The sequence below is a fragment of the Myxococcus guangdongensis genome, from assembly GCF_024198255.1.
Taxonomy (GTDB): Bacteria; Myxococcota; Myxococcia; order Myxococcales; family Myxococcaceae; genus Myxococcus; species Myxococcus guangdongensis.
In genome coordinates this window covers 351166-368668 of record NZ_JAJVKW010000001.1, presented here as the reverse complement: position 1 = coordinate 368668, position 17503 = coordinate 351166, and the positions used below count along the sequence as shown (strand labels likewise).

The following is a 17503-nucleotide window of genomic DNA, read 5'->3' as shown; positions in this document are numbered from 1 at the left end:
AATGGGGCGGCTCGGAAGCTCCCCCGCACGCAAGCGGCTGATTTCCCGAGGGGCGTGGGGCTGGCCGGGGGGCTGCAACCTGGGTGCGCCGCCAGGAGGCAGGCATGAGCGCGAACGCGAAGCGGGTGAGGGAATCGTCGGATTCGTCGGAGCAGGGCCGTGCACAGCTCGTCCGGATGGAGGCTGGCGGTGGGGGGATGGATAAGAACCGTTACTCGGACGGCTGGCGCGCGGGGAAGCCCGCGGAGGACCCGGAGAAGATGAAGCGCTGGGGGCTCATCACCGCCCGGCCGAGCGAGTTCCTGGTCCACATGCGCCGAGGCCGCGTGCGCGACATCAGCGGCCAGGGGGCCAGCTGCTTCAAGCTGCCGGGCGACTCGGTGGCGATTGTTCCCACCAGCATCCAGCGGCTGCACTTCACCGCGGACCAGGTGACGAGCGAGAAGGTGGGCGTGCAGGTGACGGGGCTCGCGGTGTACCGCATCGCGGACCCGCTGGTGGCCTTCCGCATGCTGAACTTCTCCTTCCCGGAGCGGGCGCAGGAGAAGCTGGCGGAGCTGCTCAGCGAGATGTTCGTGGGCGCCGCGCGCAGGCTGGTGGCCAACCTGTCCGTGGAGGAGTGCCTGTCCCGGCGCAAGGAGGGCATCGCCGCGGAGCTGATGCGCGAAATCGCGCCGGTGCTGTCGGGGCGGGGGCGTCTGGAGGACTCGACGGACGCGGGCTGGGGCGTGCTGCTGGACACGATTGAAATCCAGGACGTGCGCGTCCTGTCGTCCACCGTCTTCGAGAACATGCAGGCGCGCTTCCGCCGCGAGCAGGAGCGTCAGGCGCGCGAGGCGGAGCTGGCCAAGGAGCGCTTCGTCCACCGCGAGGAGACGGAGGCCGAGCGGCAGCTGAGCCTCCAGAAGCTCGAGGCCGAGGACGAGGTCCGCCAGCGCAGGCAGACCGCGGACGAGCAAACCAAGCTGGAGGTGCTGGCCGTCGAGGCGCGCGTGGCGGAGGCGAAGCTCGCCCAGGAGCGCACGCTCAAGCAGGAGCAGGCGACGGTGGAGCGCGAGGTGGCGCTCACCAAGCTCGCCGCCGAGCAGGACGTGCGTCAGAAGAAGCAGGTGGCGGACGAGCAGTCCAAGCTGGAGGCGCTCACCGCCGAGGCGCGGCTTTCCGAGGCGAAGATCGTCTCCGAGCGGCAGCTGGCCACCAGCCGCGCGCAGGTGGAGATGGAGAAGCTGTCGCGCGAGCAGGAGCTGGAGGGGGCCCGCGCGCGCATCGGCCTGGAGAAGCTCAAGCGCGAGCAGGACGCGGACGTGGGCCGCGCGAAGCTGGAGCTGGAGAAGCAGAAGCTGTTGCAGGAGGCCGAGGCCGCCCAGGCGCGCTTCGAGCTGGTGCGGCTGCAGCGCGAGCAGGAGAACGAGGGCGCCAAGGCGGCCATCGAGCTGGAGCGGCTGCGCCGCGAGCAGGAGCAGCAGAACGCGCTGGCGCAGATGGAGCTGGAGCGGCTGCGCCGGGAGCAGGAGCAGGCGGCGGCCCGGCACGAGGGCCAGCTGGCCGAGCAGCTCCAGGAGGTCGAGAAGCTCAAGGCGCAGCTGCAGGTGGTGCAGTCGCGGCGCGGCATCGCCGAGGCGGAGGTGGCCATCGCGGAGCTGGAGGTGCGGCGGGAGAACGCGCGGCAGGAGCTGGAGCTGTCGCGGGCCCGGGCGATGCGGGACATCGAGAACACCATCAGCCCGGAGGTCATCCAGATGACGCTGGCGCAGCAGCTTCCCCAGGTGGCGGCCGCGTTCCAGCAGAAGATGGGCGAAGTGCACGTCACGGCGGTGGATGGGGCGAATCCCTTTGGTTACATCGCCGCCGCGGTGGAGGGCGTCATGGGGCTGGCGCGGTCCGCGGGGCTGAAGGTGCCCGCCTCCTCGCTTGCCCCCACGGCGCAGTAGCCCCCGGGCCGGGGCCTGCGTATACAAAGCGGGCCCTTTTGCTGGGACGACGGAAGAGAGCGCGCATGAATGCCAAGAAGCTCGGGTTGATGGCCGTACTGGCCGGCGTGGCGGTGGTGGTGGTGCCGTGGCTGTTGCCCACCGGCCCCAGCACCGAGCTCGACGCGGCGCGTTTCCTGGAGTCCGGCAGCCTCTTCCTCGGCGCGGCCATCGTCTTCGGCGGGGGTTTGCTCACCGCGCTGACGCCCTGCGTCTACCCGCTCATCCCGATCACGGTGTCCGTCTTCGGCGCCCGCAAGGCCGACAGCCGGGGCAAGGCCATGCTGCTCACCACGTCCTACATCGTGGGCATGGGCGTGGTGTTCAGCGGGCTGGGCATCCTGGCGGCGAAGACGGGCCAGGCGTTCGGCTCGATGTTGGGGCACCCCGCGGTGGTGACGGGGCTGGCGGTGTTCCTGCTGCTCTTGGCCTCGTCGATGTTCGGCGCGTTCGAGCTGGCGCTGCCGTCGGGCCTGCAGACGCGGCTCAACTCGGTGGGCGGCGCGGGCGTGGCGGGCGCGTTCCTGATGGGCAGCGTGTCGGGCTTCCTCGCGGCGCCGTGCACGGGGCCGGTGCTCACGGGGTTGCTCGCCTTCGTGGCGAAGACGGCGAACGTGACGCTGGGCGCCTCGCTGCTGTTCATCTACGCGTTGGGCATCGGCGTGCCGTTCTTCATCCTCGGTGTGTCCACGGTGCGGCTGCCCAAGAGCGGCGTGTGGATGGAGTGGGTGAAGAGCGTGCTGGGCATCATGCTCGTCGCGCTGGCGTTCAGCTATCTGAAGGACGCGTCGCCGTGGGCGCGCGACGTGGTGAAGGCGGCGGGCGCGGAGCTGGGGCGTCTGCCGGGCGCGGCGCTGGCGGGGGTGCTCGCGGTGGTGGGCGTGCTCCTGGGCGCGGTGCACCGCTCGTTCAAGGAGGGCGCGCGCGACTTCTCGTTCAAGGCGTTCGGTGTCGCGCTGGTGGTGGCAGCGCTGATGGTGCGCGGCGGCGCGCTGGACGCGGGCCCGGTGGGTGAGCTGTGGGTGCGCCTGGGCGTGGCGGAGCGTCCGCGCGCTCCGGCGTGGGCGTGGGACCACGTGATGCCCGCGAAGAAGGCCACGTTCTCTCGCGAGGCGTTCGACCAGGTGCTGGCCCAGGCGAAGGCCGACGGTCGCCCGGTGCTCATCGACTTCTTCGCGGACTGGTGCGCGGCCTGCAAGGAGCTGGACCGCGAGACGTACCCGGCGCCGCAGGTCATCTCGCAGTCGTCCGAGGGGCAGTTCCTCACCATCAAGATCGACGCGACGAACAGCGATGATGCGCTCGACGCGCTGATGGAGCGCTTCGGCGTGGAGGGCCTGCCCACGGTGGCCTTCGTGTCGCAGACGGGCACGGAGCTCAAGCGCCCGCGCGTCACCGGCTTCCTGGAGCCCGTGCCGTTCGCCGAGCAGATGCGCAAGGCGCGCTGCACCGAGGGCGCCTCCTGCTGAGCCCGCCGTCCTCTTCGTGAGGCGGCGCGACGCTCAGTCTTCGTCGTCCTCGTCACAGGCCGGCGCGGGGCCTCGGCCGCGGCTCGCGAGCACGCGGTCGATCATCGTCTCGTGCAAGTCGTAGAGCGGCTGGGACACGTCCTCGCCCTCCAGGTACGTGAGCGCGCCGGCGATGGCTTCAATCGTCGACATGCCGTCCGGATGCGGCGGCCTGCGCAGCCGGCGTGAATCCACCGGCGGCGGAGGCAGCTTCAGTCCGGGCAGCCTGCGCAGCGCGGGCAGCCGCTGCACCATGCGGCGCGCCTGTCCCCAGCTCCCATCCAGGATGATGAGCCGCCGGGGCTTCTCGGCCTCCGGCGCGGCCGTCTGCTGCGCGTCCGGGAAGAGCAACCACGTGGAGCCGTCATCCTCCAGCACCGACGCGTCGAAGCGCTGACCCGGTGAGCCATACGAGACGATGTGACAGCGCGGCAGCGCGAGCGCCGCCATGCGCGCGGTGTTCGTCGACTTGAGCGTCTCCTTGTGGTGACGGATGACGAGCAGCTCCGTGCGCGTGGGGATGCTCGGCAGCTCGGCGCACAGGCACAGCGGGGACGGCAGGAAGCAGCGCGGACAGCGGCCCGCGAGGTCCTCCGGAGTTCGAGACCTCATTTCCCCTGACGGTAGCGCTCCATCAAGGCTTTCGCCTCGCGAAGCTTCTCCTCCACGTAGCGGTCATCCGCGTCCGGCTCGTAGTCCGCGTCCGGCACGTCCAGCTGGAAGATGGCGGAGAGCAGAATCGGCGCGACCTCCAGCCACTCGGCCGTGCGGTTGAGCGCGGCCTGCCTGCGGCCCGCGAAGGTCTCCGGCCCATCCTCCGGCCCGCAGCGACAGATGCGCGCGGAGTCTCCGGAGACGTCCACATAGAGCCCCAGCACCTCGGCGTCGACCTCGGCCGCCAGCGCGCACGTGGCCTCGCTGACGTACGCGGCCATGGCCTGGGCCGCCGAGCGCTCCGTGAGCGAGCGCACCAGGTACACCTGCCACCCCGCCTCCGACAGCGCGCCGGACTCCTGGATGGGCGTCAGCTCCGCGGGCGGTGCCTGGATGCGCGACAGCAGCCGTCGCACGGGCGCCTCCAGCCGCTCCAGCCGCGCGCTCGACGCGGGGCAGAAGAAGAGGACGCGGTACTCACGGCTGTCTGCTGCGGTTTCCATGGGCATACGGCGTCGCAAGTACGGCGCTGCGGGGAGGAGCTGCGTTGGCCCAAGAGGACCAAAGGATTCCCCGACCTTGCAAGTGGGGAGTTGGGTGGAGATTTCAAGACGTGGCGGACGGGAGGGCCATGCTTGACGCGGGCGCCCGACGCTCGGAGGCCACCCAGACCCCGGCGGCCAGCACCAGGAGTCCCCCCGCCACGCCCACCGGTGTGAGCGCCTCGGAGAAGACGGCCCAGCCCACCAGGGAGGCCGTGAGCGGCTCCAGGTACGTCAGCGCCCCGGCCGCCGCCGTGGGCACCCGGCTCAGCCCCGCATTGAAGAGGCACGTCCCCGCAAGGCCGCACACCGCGCCCCCGGCGAGGACCTGGAGGGTGGCGGAGTCCAACGCCGTCGGCAGCGCGTCCGTCCCGGCGATGAGCAGCAGCACCCCGGCGGACACCGGCGCGTGCAGCGAGGCCACCGCCAGCGGCGAGTAGGCCCGCGTCGCCGCCTTCGTCCCCAGGACGATGGCCGCGAAGAACAGGGCGCTGCCCGCGCCGAGCGCCGCCGTCATCCCCGTTCCCCCCTGTCCGTCGGGCCGGCCGATGAGCATCACCAGCCCCACCAGCGTCACCGGCCCCGCGACCAGGGCCCGCACGGAGCGCCTCTCCCCCAGCACCCACGGCGCCGCGAGCGCGAGCAGCAACGGGGCGAGGTAGTGCGTGAGCACGGCCACCGACACGGGGCCGCGCTTCATGGCGGCGAAGAACAGGCTGATGTTGGCCGCGTCCGCCAGGGCCACGACGAGCAGGGCCACCGTGGCGCGCCGGTCATGAAAAGGGGCGCCGCGCAGCAGCAGGGGCACCGGCAGCGACATGGCGACGAGCGCCAGGAACGCGTTCTGCGCCCAGGACAGGCCCGCGGGCCGGAGGAAGAGGGACCAGCACCCCCAGAGGGTGGCCCCCGCCGCGACCATCGCGAAATGCCGCACTGCTCGTGACTCCCGGTGACGTCGGAGCGCCTCGAGGCGCTGACGGGGCGCACACTAGGAACATCTGCCACACTCCGTCCATGGGGCCCCTGTTCGCCTACAGCCTCGTGCCTGTCTTGTCGGTGTCGCTCCTCTTGTGTTTCACGGCCGCGCTGCGAGGCCGGGACGCCGCGGGGCTGACGCTGTACTGCCTCGCCACCGCGTTCTGGAGCGGCTCACTCCTGCTGCTGTGCGTGCCCCAGGCCGCGTGGCTCGGTGAGCGCTTCGCCGCCAGTGGCGCCTTCACCGCCGCCGCCTTCTTCCACACCGCGCAGGATGTCGCGCGCCAGCGCTCGCCCAGGCTGGTGGTGCTCGCGTACGTCGTGGCCACCGTCGTCACCCTGGTGGGGGCGCTCTTCCCGGACGCGCTGTATGGCCCCTTGGCCATGAAGCGGGGGCCGCTGTTCTGGCCCACCATGGCGCTGTCGGTCTCCGCGGCGGGCGTGCCCCTGGTGCTCCTGGCGCGCGCGTACCGGCAGCAGACGCCCGAGCGTCGGCCGCTCTTGCGCAGCCTGGGCATCGTCGGCGCGCTCGCGTACTCGGGAGGGCTGGCCACGGCGCTGTTGCTGTCCGCGGGCTATGCGCTGCCCTTCGGGATGTACCTGGTGCTGGCCTCGTTGCTGGTGCTCGTGCACGTCATCAACGCGCACCAGCCGCCCTCCGAGCGCAGGCTGCTGGAGCGCAGCCTCGTCTACTCGGCGATGGCGGCGGTGCTGTCCGCGGGCTTCCTCTTCGGCGTGCTGACGCTGATGGCGGGCAGCGGCCAACCCTTCCTGGCCGAGTACCGCGCGGGAGCCTTCTTCCTGCTCGCCCTGGCGGCGCTCGCCTTCGAGCCCCTGCGCCAGGGGCTCCAGGAGTGGCTGGGACGAAGGCTGCTGCGAGGACGCGCCACGGGCACGGAGCTGGTGGCGGCGCTGGCGGAGCAGGAGACGCGGGCCGACCAGGCCGCGCGCCTGGCCGAGCTGGGACAGTTCTCCTCGGCCGTGGCCCACGAGGTGCGAAACCCGCTGGGCGTGCTCGCCGCGCAGCTGAAGCTGTTGGAGCGCCAGGGCGCGGACGCGGACACGCTGGCGGGCATGCGCGAGCAGATTGCCCGTGCGGGCCACTTCGTCGACGAGCTGTTGCGTTATGGAAGGCCTCGCCCGCTGGAGCTGCGCCGGGTGGATGTCCATGCCACCGTGGCGCTGGCGTACTCCACCGCGCGACAGGGATTGGGCCCCCTGGCGCCGGAGGTGTCCTTCGAGCTGGCGGAAGGCGAACCGCTGTCGATGGAAGCGGACCAATCCCAGCTCTCCCAGGTGTTTGTCATTGTGCTGGAGAATGCATTGCTCGCGCTGGGGGATGTCGCTCGACCCCGGCTCCAGGTCCGGCTCTCTCAATCCGACACGACGCTCCAGGTCCTCGTGGAGGACAGCGGGCCGGGCATCCCTCCGGAGCTGCTGCCCCGGCTGTTCCAGCCCTTCGTCACGGGGCGGAGGCGCGAGGGACCTCGTCCGGGGACGGGGCTGGGATTGGCCATCGCCCGAGGCATCCTCGAGCGCCACGGAGGCACCGTGCGGGCCAGCCGCTCCGAGTCGCTGGGTGGTGCATGTTTCACCCTCTTGCTGCCGTTGAAGCAGCCCGCACCGCTCTCCGCCGCGGCTTCATGACACCCCGCAGGGCAAGGTGGTGTTGTCGTCAGGACATCATACCCTGTACGTCCCGCCGTCTTCGCGGGGGTGACGTGTTTGTAAGAATAGGAAGGTGTCGGCAATAAAGCAGACCTGCGGCGTTCTCTAACGAAAGGAGGAGGGCAATGCTCTGGAGGCTGCGAACGAAGGGCGAGGGGGCCCTGTCAGGACAAGCCCGTAAGGGCTTCGAGACGTTTGGTCGCCAGTGGCAGCCTCTCTTGTTTGGAATACTGCGCAAGTACTGTGGCGGCTCGTCGCACGAAGTGGAGGACATCGTGCACGATGTCTTGCTGCGCGCGCTCCTCCAGTGGGACGAGCTCCAACATTGGGAGGCCCCTAAGCAGCGCGCGTGGCTGGGACGGGTGGCAAAGAACTGCTTCCTGGACCGCTGTCGGCGTCGCAGTAGCGAGTTGGATCGGCTGAGTGCGTTGCTCGCGCTGTCCGCAGACGTCGATGCACCCGACGAAGCGGAGCAGAACGAACTCTGGGGCTATATCGAGATGGAAGACTTGCGGTGGGCCTTGGGTTTCTTGCCGCCCACGCTGCGTCAGGCGTTCGAGTTGCATCAGCAAGGCTGGTCCTACGCCAGCATCGCCCAAGTCGCGGGGGTGAAGCAGGGGACGGTGGGGGCGCGGCTGCATGACGCGAGGGCGGCGTTGCACGAACGCTTGAAGGAGACGGCGGAGAAGCGTCGGCGGGAGCGGAGGCAATGAAGGTCGACTGCAAGGACCTGCCGCGCTTCCTCAATGGAGGGATGCACGCTCGGGAGAAGGGGCGGTTCCGGCAGCATCTGGGGGGCTGTAGCTCTTGCGAGGCGCGCTTCGAGGACGCCATCCAACTCGAACTGCTCGCCCAGGAGGCACTGACGCCCGAGTCGTCATCGGCGGACACGCAGCTTGCCCAGGTGTCCGCGCCGAAGGAGCCTCGATGGCCGCGCTTGTTGCTGCGCGGGCTCGAGGTGCTGGCTGTGGGCGTCGCGGTGTGGATGCTCTTGCCGTTCTCCCTCCCGTGGGGAAGGGAGGAGGGGGCCTGGCTGTCCGCGGAGGGCCCGCGTGTACTGGAGGGACGGGTGACGTATCGGGCGGTGGATGACCGCCATCAACCGTACGTCCCGGACAGGGGGGAGGACGCGGCGCACCCCCCGGTACCCCCGCTGCCGCTGCGGGACCTGTGGAGGATGGAGGCGCGCGGAGACCTCCATGGGGTCGCTACGGCCTATCTGCTCCATGGCGCGCCCCGGCAGGCGCAGGCCTTCTTGAAGCGCATGCCCGCCTCGGCGGACCGGGATTGCGACCTGGCGTTGCTGGCGCTGGAGCAGTCGAGACAGGAGGGCTCACTCGACACGCGCCCGGCGCGGCTGGAGGAGGCGCTGGAGCTGCTCGACGGTGTCCTGCGCGAGTGGCCTCGACATCCGCAGGCCCTGTGGAATCGGGCCCTGGTGTTGAGCGAGCTGGGGCTCCCGCTCCAGGCGGCCGACGCCTTTGGTGAGGTCGCCAGGTTGGGAGAGCCCGGGTGGAGCGAGGAGGCGGCGCATCGCGAGCGCGTGCTTCGCGAGTCCACGTCGACGCGCGCCCGGGCCTGGAAGGACGCCTACGCGGCGGTGCGGGAGTTGGTGACGGATTGCTCCGCGCCCCTTCCGCTCGCCGAGGCGCGCGAGCATCCCGGCATCGTCCGGCTTGGCTTCTACGACGCGGTGAGAGCAGCTCCCTCGCGTGAGGAGGTGCTGCGGCTGGAGCCGCTGGCGCGCGTGCTCGACGAGCGCTACGGCGGGAGCGTCCTGCGCACGTGGCTCGCGCACGTGGCGGAGCGGAACTTCGTGCACCGGGGGCCTCTCTCTCGGCTGTACGCGCGGCTCGTGCTCGGCTCGCTCGCTCCGGTGGGAGAGGTGATGGAGACCCTCCGGCGCTCGGGTGAGGAGGACCTGTACCTGGGGGCGCTGGTCCTCGCGGATTCCGCCCGGGAGCCCGTCGATTCGCAGGCGGTGATTCGTCTGGCGCGCGCATCCGGGGACCCGTGGATGCGCGTCCTCGCGGACCAGGAGCAGGCGAAGCTGGCGCAGCAGGAGGGCCAGTGGTGGAAGGCCGAGCAGCGCTTGTTGGAGGTGCTGGACACCTGTCAGAAGCAGGGGCTGGTGTACCGCTGCCTGGGCCTGCAGCGGAGGCTCGCCGACCTCTACCTGTCCCAGCACCGCCCCGCGGAGGCCTTCCAGCACGCGTGGAAGGGATGGGCGCGAGCGCTGGAGGCTCGGGAGTGGGGCTTCGAGCAGCAGTTCCTCCAGGAGCTGGCGGACGTGGCCCGCTATCAGCATGCGTTCACCACCGCGCGCGCCTATCTGGAGGAGTCCCTGAGCCGAATGCCGGAGGACTGCGCCCAGCGAACGCACGTGCATCGGAACGTGGCGTTGCTGGAGTGGCAGCGCTTCCGACCCGAGGCGGCGCGCGCGGCGTTGGAGCGCGCGATGGAGTGTGAGCGGCCGTTGGGGCTGACGGGCGCCTGGGTCGTGTCGGAGATGGCGCGCTCGGTGCCCGGACCCCATGACGGCGCCCTGCTGCGTCGGGCCCTGGCCGACTTGCGACGAGGGACGGTCTCTCCGGGCCTGGAAGCGCTGCTGCTCGTCATCGAAGGGCAGTTCCTGCTCGAGCAGCCGGGGACCTCCGGCCGTGAGCTGGTGCATCGGGGACTGGAGATGGCGGACCTGGCGCCGGACAGCGTCGATGCGCGCAAGGCCCGAGCCTTCGGCTACTCCGCGCTGCTCTCCGAGGCGGGGCGCGCTGGCGCGTGGGAGGAGGCCCTGGCGCTGATGGGCCACGAACTGCACGTGGAGCCCGTGGCCCCGAGCTGTCTGCTCGCGGTGTCCGTGCAACACGAGCGGACCCTCGTCCTCGTGCGCGGCCCGCTGGGGGAGCTGAAGGGGGCGTACTCCGCCGGACGTCAGGTGCCGCTGCGAGACGAGGCCACGGGGCTGGTGCCCGCCGAGCTCGTGAAGGAGCTGTCGGGCTGCGAGCACGTCGACGTGCTCACCCGTCCGCCGGTCCACGGGCTCGCGGGGTTGTTGCCGGATTCGCTCGCGTGGAGCTACCGCGTCGGGAGGGGCGCGCGGGGAGTACCGGCTCGCACCGCGCCCTCGATGCATCTGGTCATCACCGAGGTGGCGAGCCCTCCATCCTTGCGACTGCCGAGACTGGCACCGCTGACGCCACCTCGCGTGCCGGACCCGTGGCGCGTGGAGCTGCGCGGCGCGGAGGCGACCCCCACGCGCGTGCTCTCGGAGATGGCCCAGGCGTCCGAGGTGGAAATCCACACCCATGGGCTGTTCAGCGCGTCCCAATCGGATGCGTCGATGGTGGTGCTCGCGCCGGAGGCCGATGGCGGCTACGTGCTGACGGCCGACAAGGTCCGCCAGGCGCGGCTGAGTCATGCGCCGCTGGTGCTGCTCGCCACCTGTGGGGCCGCGAAGACGGCACCCTTTCCCCACGAGTCCTTCAGCCTGCCCATGGCCTTCATCGAGGCGGGCGCGAGCGCGGTGCTGGCGGCGTCCGTGGAGATTCCCGACTCCGCGGGCGCCTTCTTCGAGCGGGTGCGAGAGCGCATCCGCGCGGGGGCGCGGCCCTCCGTGGCGTTGAGGGATTTGCGCGCCGCGTGGTTGCTCGAGCGCCCCGACGACGCCCGCTGGCTGTCGCGCGTGCTGCTGTTCGAGTGAGCCTTCCTCGCGGCACGCGGGCTCCCTGTCCGATGGGACGTGGGAGATTCAAGGCAACAAGCACGACCTGGAGCGTTGTATCCGGTGAGGACCGTGCGCTCCCGCATCCGGCGGGGACGGGCGCGGTCCCAGGAGCCGCACGAGATGAAGGGCCGCATGAACGAGGCGCAGTCTTCGGAGCAGGTCGCCGCGATGGCGATGGTCCCGGAGGACCACCCCACTCCGGAGCAGCCCTCTGACGTGGAGCGGGGTGACGACGGAGAGGTGGCCGTGCCGCCGCCTTCGGGCAAGCCGGATGTGAGGGACCCGCCTCCGGGCGGACCTCCGGGCTGAGCGCTCATCCTGGCGGGCGCGTCGGTCGCAGGGCATCCGAGCAGGCGTCCGAGGTGCTCGGTGTCTGTCTCACCACGTCCTGGGGCCACCCGGCCCCAGGGCCTGAATCGATGTCCTGGAGCCACCGGAACCCTGCGTGACGGCGTCGGTTTCCAGACGACGACCCAAGGATTCCGGGTGGCTGCGTTTCGAGTGGGCGTGGAAGGAGGGCGAGGGGTCGATGAGGGACCATCGCATTGCCTCGGTGAAGCGATTCGCCGTGGCCTACAGTGCCAGCGTGGCACACGAAGGCTTCGAGGAGTTTGCTCAGCGCGTCAGGCCCATGCTCGTGGCTCTGGCGAAGCGTCTGTGCGGTCAGGGGGGCATCGACCCGGAGGACCTGGCGCAGGAGGCGCTGGTGCGCGCGCTCGTGCACCACGCGGCATTGTCCGCGCAGCCGGAGCCCGTGTACCGCGCGTGGCTGTGCCGGGCGTTGACCAACCATTTCCTGGACCAGTGCCGCAAGCGCCGCACGGAGCTGTTGGAGCAGGAGCGCCGGGACATCCGGCTGGTGCGCGAGGACGTGGGCTCGCCCGACGAGGTGACGGGGGAGATGTGGGAGCGCATCTCCGACGCGGACCTGCTCAGGGCCATCGCCCGGCTGCCCAACGCCCGCGTGCGTGAGGCCTTCGAGCTCCACGCCAAGGGGCTGCGCTACCGGGCCATCGCGCAGCGCATGGGCGTGCCCGAGGGGACCGTGGGGAGCTGGCTGTTCCAGGCGCGCAAGGAGCTGCGCGAGCTGCTGACGGATGGCGGAGGGGACGCATGAGCCCCCCGTGTCACAAGCTGTTCCTGTTCCTGGATGGTGAGCTGCCCCCGGTCGACGAAGAGAACTTCCGCCACCACCTGGCGCGCTGTCCCATGTGCGCTGCGGGCCTGCACGAGGCGATGCAGCTCGAGCTGCTCGGCTTCCAGGCGCTCCATGAGGAAGGGCTCGCGCCGGACGACGAGCTGACCGCCGCGCCCGAGGCGGTGTTGCCCGCGTGGCCCGCGCCGCCCTGGCCCCGGCCGTCGTGGCGACAGCGGCTGCGCTCGCTGAGTCCCGTGTGGCCGCGCTCCGTGAGCGCCTGGGCGGTGGGCGGCGTGGCGCTGGCCGCGGCGCTCCTGGCGCTGGTGCTGGCCGTGCCGATGGCTCGCGAGACGCCGCCCGAGGTGTGGGGGGCCCATGTCTCGCAGCGAGGGCTGGAGGGGCGCGTGGCGTACGCGAGGGCGGACGGGTACCGGCGCTACGTGCCGATGCGCGCCGGGCCCGAGGCGCCGGAGTCGACGACGCCCCTGCCGCTGAGCGAGCTCGCCGAGCTGGAGGAGCAGGGAGACCTGCACGGCATCGCCGCCGCGTACCTGGTGCGTCAGGACTGGCGCCAGGCGTCGGACTTCCTGCGCCGCTCGCTGCCTTCCGTCGACCGCGACAGTGATCTGGCCCTCATCGCGCTGGAGCAGGGGCGGCGGGAGGAGGCGCTGGAGTTGCTGGAGGCCGTGCTGCGCGCGGCGCCGAACCATCCCCAGGCGCTGTGGAACCGGGCGCTGGTGCTGCGCGAGCTGGGGCTGTCGCTCCAGGCGGCCGATGCCTTCGACGCGGTGGTGAGGCTGGGAGAGCCGGGGTGGAGCGAGGAGGCGCGCCTTCGCGCCACGGCGCTGCGCAGCGAGACGAACCTTCGCTCGCGTGACTTCCATGATGCCCGCGCGGCGGCGCAGAACCTCGCCGCGCTGGAGGGTTCGCGCCTGCCGCTCGAGGAGGCCCGCCGCTTCCCTGGCGTGGTGCGCCTGGCCTTCTACGACGCCGTGAGGGCCGCGCCCACGCGCGAGGCGGTGCTGCGGCTGCTGCCGCTCGCGCGGGTGCTGGACGAGGTCCAGGGGGGCTCCACGCTGGCCGACATGGTGAGCCGCGTCTCGCTCGCGGACTTCCAACGCCGCGGCCCCCTGGCGCGCGACTACGCCCGGCTCCTCCGTCAGGAGCACGCCGCCCCGGACGCGCTCCTGCAGACGCTGCGGCGCTCTGGGGAGGACGACCTGTACCTGGGCGCGCTCGTCGCGCTGGATGCGGTGGAGCGGCACCTGGACGACTTCGAGCGCATCGCGCGGGCCAGTCAGGACGCGTGGCTGGTGCTCCTGGCCGAGCGCGAGCTGTCCGTGCGCGAGGAGCGCGAGGGGCAGTGGTGGAAGGCGGAGCAGCGGCTGCGCGCGGCGCTGGCGTCCTGCACGGGGCGGGGGATGGCATACCGGTGCGCGACGCTGCGGCGCAGGCTCGTGGACCTCTTCGTGCGACTGCACCGTCCGGCCGACGCGCTGGAGGATGCTCGCGAGGGTCTTCGCCTGACGCGCGAGCTGGGCGAGTGGAACCTGGAGCAGCAGTTCCTCCAGGAGATGGCGCAGATTGCCCGCTACCGCCACAGCGCGGCCAGTGCGCGCGCGTTCTTGCGCGAGTCGCTGTCGCGCATCCCCGACGACTGCGAGCAGCGCACGTATGTGCACCGCAACCTGGCCTTCGTGGCGTGGGCGGACTTCCGTCCGGAGGAGGCGCGCGACGAGCTGGAGCAGGCCACGCGCTGCGGGCGTCCCCTGGGCATGCCCGGCGCCTGGGTGTTGTCCTATCTGGCCCGCCAGGGCGCGCAGGTGCGTGACGAGGACCTGCTGCGGCGCACGCTGGGGGAGCTGCGACGCGGCTCTCGCACGCCGGGGGAGCTCGCGCTGCTGTCCTTCCTGGAGGGCCAGTTCATGCTGGAGCGTGAGCGCGCGTCCGGGCGTGAGCTGCTGCTCGGCGCCATCGACGCGGCCCAGGCGCTCCCGCTCGACGTGGACGCGCGCAAGGCCCGCACCTTCGCCTATGGCGTGTTGGTGAGCGACGCGGGCCGCGCCGGCGCTCAGGAGCAGGTGTTGGAGCTGATGGGCCAGGCCTTGCGCGTTCCCGTGCCGGAGCGCTGCGTGCTCGCCGTGGCGGTGGACCACGAGCGCACGGTGGCCGCCGTGAGGGATTCCCAGGGCGCGCTCGCGGGCGCGTACGATGACCAGCGTGCCTCGCCCCTGCATGGCTCCGCCGACGGGCTCGTCCCGGCGAGGATGGTGGCGGCCCTGCGCGGCTGCGAGCACGTGGATGTGCTGGCCCTGCCTCCCGTTCATGGCCTGCCGGGCCTGTTGCCCATGGACCTGGCGTGGAGCTACCGCGTGGGCCGCTCGGGCCTGCTCCCGGAGCCGCGCGGACAGGCGGGGCATCACCTGGTGGTGACGGGCGTGGAGGCGCCGCGCTCGCTGGGGCTCGAGAAGCTGCTGCCCCTGGAGGGGCCGCGCGTGCCGGACCCGCTGCGCGTGGAGCTGCGAGGCGCGGCGGCCACCCCTTCACGCGTGCTGCGTGAGATGGCCCAGGCGCGGGAAATCGAGCTGCACACGCACGGCCTCTTCAGCCCGGAGCTCTCGGACGCTTCGCTGCTGGTATTGGCGCCGGAGGAAGACGGCCGCTATGCGCTCGCGGCGACGCAGGTGCGCGAGCAATCGCTGCACGGCGCGCCCCTGGTGCTGCTCGCCGCGTGTGGCGCCGCCCGCGCCGCGCCCTTCCTCCACGAATCGGTGAGCCTGCCGGTGGCCTTCATCGAGGCGGGCGCGCGCACGGTGCTCGCCTCCACCGGCGACATCCCCGACACCGCGGGGCGCTTCTTCGAGTCCGTGCGCGAGCGCATCCGCGCCGGAGCTCCCGCCTCCCAGGCCTTGCGCGACGAGCGCCTGGCGTGGCTGTCCCGCGAGCCGTCCGCGACCTGGCCCGCCCTCGTCCTGCTGTTCGAGTGAAGTGTCCGCTCCTCAAGGATTCCCACCCGCCACGTTCTGGTGTTGACGCTCCGCCGCAGGTGGCGGCGCGTCGACCTTGAATCGTCGAACCCAGGGGGGAGCCGCACATGAGGAATTCGAGCTCGAGGATGCCGGGCATCATCGCCCACGAGATTCCAGATCCACCGCCGGAGCGGGACCGGGGCCTGCGCGCCCCCACGGAGGAGGCCCCCGACGCCCTCTCCGCCAAGCCGCCCGTCCCGCAGGCTCCCGCCAAGCCCGCTGTCAACACCGAGCGGTGAAACACGTCTCAGGGACGACATGACTCTCCTGAGTTTCAGGTGAGTTGCATGTTTTGCGGGCGTTTCTCGTGAGGAGGAGCGCCCGTTTTATTTCACCGCGAAACACTCAAGAAAAAGGGCTCGCCGCGTATTTCAGATGGAAGACGGCGGCGACGGGGGAGTGGAGCTGCATCGACTGCATCGCGACAAGGGGGGAGTGATGTTCCGATGTGACGCGAGAGGCCAGGGGGAGTCTCACGGGCTGTGGGCGCCGGAGGAGCGGGGCGCGGGCGGGGGGAGCTGGGGGGCGTTGGCGGAGGGCGGGGGGCGGGAGCTGGGTGGGGGGCGGTGCTGGGGGGGCGCTTCTGAAGAGGACGAGCAGCAGCAGGAGGCGCGTGACACCGAGCTCCTCCTGGACGACGACCTGGATTTCCAGATCGCCAGTTACTGAGATTTTGGCGCGAGGGTTTGGGAGCGCTTCAAACGGGCGGGCGGCGTCGGGGGACGACCGTCGCCTCTGACGGATGGCGTCGTGAAGGTGGGGGAGACGACGCGAATGACTCCAGGTCGTGGGGGGGCGTCATCCGGGAGGGCCTGCGTGGAGCGTGGAGGAGGAAGGGGCAGTCCGCGCCCCAGGTCCTCCGCCTCCGGAGTCTCCAAGGGCTCCGGGGGTGGGGGACTTCGGTGTCCGTCGTTCGGGCGATAGGGTGTGGCTCCAGCTCGACTTGGAGTCCCCCATGACCCTGCTGAAGTGGGCGGCCCTGCCGCTCCTGTTGTTGTCCGCGTGTTCGACGTCCCGGTGTGCTCAGACCCGCGACGAGAAGCCCCGGCTGTTGCCCATGTCGCAGCAGATTGCGCTGCGGGAGGGCTGGCTGCAGAAGCGCCACGGAATGCTGCTGGAGATGATGCGCCGCCATGGCGTGGGCATGTGGATCATCGTCAACGAGGAGTTCCATGATGATCCGCTGACGCAGTACGTGGCGCCGCCGCGCCCGTACGCGGGCAACCGGGACGTCTTCGTCTTCGTGGACGCGGGAGCCGAGGGGCTGCGGCGCGTGGCGCTGACGGGCTACGCGGAGGAGGCGGTGCTCCAGTTCTTCGAGACGCCCGAGGAGGGCAAGTCCGCGCCGGAGTTCCTGGCGGAGCTGGACGCGCGCCACCAGCCGAAGGCGATTGCGCTGGGCATCGACGGCAAGCGGGGCGTGACGCGCAGCCTGACGCGGGACGGGTATGCGTGGGTGCTGGAGGCGCTCGGGCCGAAGGCGGAGGCGCGCTTCGTGAGCGCCGCGCCGCTCATCGAGGAGTACCTGGACACGCGGCTGCCCGAGGAGTGGGAGCACTACCGGGGGCTGGTGGAGCTGACGGACGAGGTGGTGAAGGAGGCCTTCTCCTCGAAGGTGGTGGTGCCGGGGAAGACGACGGTGGGGGACGTCCGCCGGTGGCTCTACGACAGGCTGTGGGCGCTGGGCGTGAGCACGTGGTTCCAGCCGGACATGCGCGTGCAGCGCAAGGGCGGGGTGAGCTCCAAGTCGCGCGGCTTCCTCGCGGTGACGAAGGAGGACGTCGTCATCGAGCGGGGCGACCTCATCCACGTGGACTTCGGCATCAGCTACCTGGGGCTGCACACCGACTGGCAGAAGATGGCCTATGTGCTGCGCGAGGGTGAGACGGACGCGCCCGAGGGCTTGAAGCAGGCGCTGGCCAACACGAACACGCTCCAGGACGTGTTGATGGTGGAGACGTCTCGGCCGGGGCGCTCGTCGGCGGATGTGTATGACGCGACGATGGCGAAGATGGACGAGCTGGGAATCACGGCGCAGGTCTACAGCCACCCGCTGGGAAACCAGGGCCACGCGCTGGGCGCGTCCATCGACTTCCGCTCGTCGACGCGCAAGGAGGCGCCGAAGCTGTTGCGCGAGGGCTCATACATCGCCATCGAGCTCAACACGTCCACGCCGGTGCCGGAGTGGGATGGGCAGAAGGTCGCGGTGATGGAGGAGGACCCGGCCTATCTCACGCAGGAGGGCTGGAAGTTCTTCGTGCCTCGGCAGGAGGCGTTCTACCTCATCAAGTAGCG

General features: G+C 71.1%; 13 protein-coding genes. 10 read left to right on the top strand and 3 right to left on the bottom strand.

Features of this window, described 5'->3' with window-relative positions:
* Positions 1-104 precede the first annotated feature (104 nt).
* Entirely contained in the window at positions 105-1931 is a 1827-nt protein-coding gene (locus tag LXT21_RS01530) for an SPFH domain-containing protein (RefSeq protein ID WP_254036301.1), read from the top strand.
* A gap of 65 nt (positions 1932-1996) precedes the next feature.
* On the top strand, positions 1997-3439 hold the full coding sequence (locus LXT21_RS01525) for a protein-disulfide reductase DsbD family protein (protein WP_254036300.1): 1443 nt from the start codon (positions 1997-1999) through the stop codon (positions 3437-3439).
* A gap of 33 nt (positions 3440-3472) precedes the next feature.
* Here LXT21_RS01525 and LXT21_RS01520 read toward each other — a convergent pair whose 3' ends face one another.
* The 3 genes from LXT21_RS01520 to LXT21_RS01510 form a co-directional block, all read right to left on the bottom strand.
* The gene (locus LXT21_RS01520) at positions 3473-4090 is read right to left on the bottom strand and encodes a tRNA-uridine aminocarboxypropyltransferase (protein WP_254036299.1); all 618 of its coding nucleotides are present in this window, start codon (positions 4088-4090) and stop codon (positions 3473-3475) included.
* Positions 4087-4635 (bottom strand): hypothetical protein, encoded by a 549-nt coding sequence (locus LXT21_RS01515; RefSeq protein ID WP_046718260.1) that lies wholly within the window; start codon positions 4633-4635, stop codon positions 4087-4089. Before LXT21_RS01515 ends, LXT21_RS01520 begins: the two co-directional genes overlap by 4 nt.
* A 103-nt stretch (positions 4636-4738) precedes the next feature.
* Positions 4739-5608 (bottom strand): DMT family transporter, encoded by an 870-nt coding sequence (locus LXT21_RS01510; protein ID WP_254036298.1) that lies wholly within the window; start codon positions 5606-5608, stop codon positions 4739-4741.
* Positions 5609-5730: 122 nt separating this feature from the next.
* Here LXT21_RS01510 and LXT21_RS01505 point away from each other — a divergent pair, with 122 nt between their 5' ends.
* From LXT21_RS01505 to LXT21_RS01470, 8 genes are all read left to right on the top strand, one after another.
* Positions 5731-7296 carry a sensor histidine kinase gene (locus LXT21_RS01505; RefSeq protein ID WP_254036912.1) on the top strand — a complete coding sequence of 522 codons (1566 nt, stop codon included), beginning with the start codon at positions 5731-5733 and terminating at the stop codon, positions 7294-7296.
* A 146-nt stretch (positions 7297-7442) separates the two neighbouring features.
* Positions 7443-8030 (top strand): RNA polymerase sigma factor, encoded by a 588-nt coding sequence (locus LXT21_RS01500; protein WP_254036297.1) that lies wholly within the window; start codon positions 7443-7445, stop codon positions 8028-8030.
* Complete coding sequence (locus LXT21_RS01495) at positions 8027-11017, top strand: CHAT domain-containing protein (protein WP_254036296.1); 2991 nt, start codon at positions 8027-8029, stop codon at positions 11015-11017. Before LXT21_RS01500 ends, LXT21_RS01495 begins: the two co-directional genes overlap by 4 nt.
* Positions 11018-11161: 144 nt before the next feature.
* The gene (locus LXT21_RS01490; protein ID WP_254036295.1) at positions 11162-11350 is read left to right on the top strand and encodes a hypothetical protein; all 189 of its coding nucleotides are present in this window, start codon (positions 11162-11164) and stop codon (positions 11348-11350) included.
* 220 nt (positions 11351-11570) lie between these two features.
* Positions 11571-12158, top strand: a complete 588-nt coding sequence (locus tag LXT21_RS01485; protein WP_254036294.1) for an RNA polymerase sigma factor — start codon at positions 11571-11573, stop codon at positions 12156-12158.
* On the top strand, positions 12155-15166 hold the full coding sequence (locus LXT21_RS01480) for a CHAT domain-containing protein (protein WP_254036293.1): 3012 nt from the start codon (positions 12155-12157) through the stop codon (positions 15164-15166). Before LXT21_RS01485 ends, LXT21_RS01480 begins: the two co-directional genes overlap by 4 nt.
* 107 nt (positions 15167-15273) lie before the next feature.
* A complete protein-coding gene (locus LXT21_RS01475) occupies positions 15274-15447 on the top strand; it encodes a hypothetical protein (RefSeq protein WP_254036292.1) in 174 nt (57 codons plus the stop codon).
* 716 nt (positions 15448-16163) lie between these two features.
* Entirely contained in the window at positions 16164-17501 is a 1338-nt protein-coding gene (locus LXT21_RS01470; RefSeq protein WP_254036291.1) for a M24 family metallopeptidase, read from the top strand.
* Positions 17502-17503: the final 2 nt, after the last annotated feature.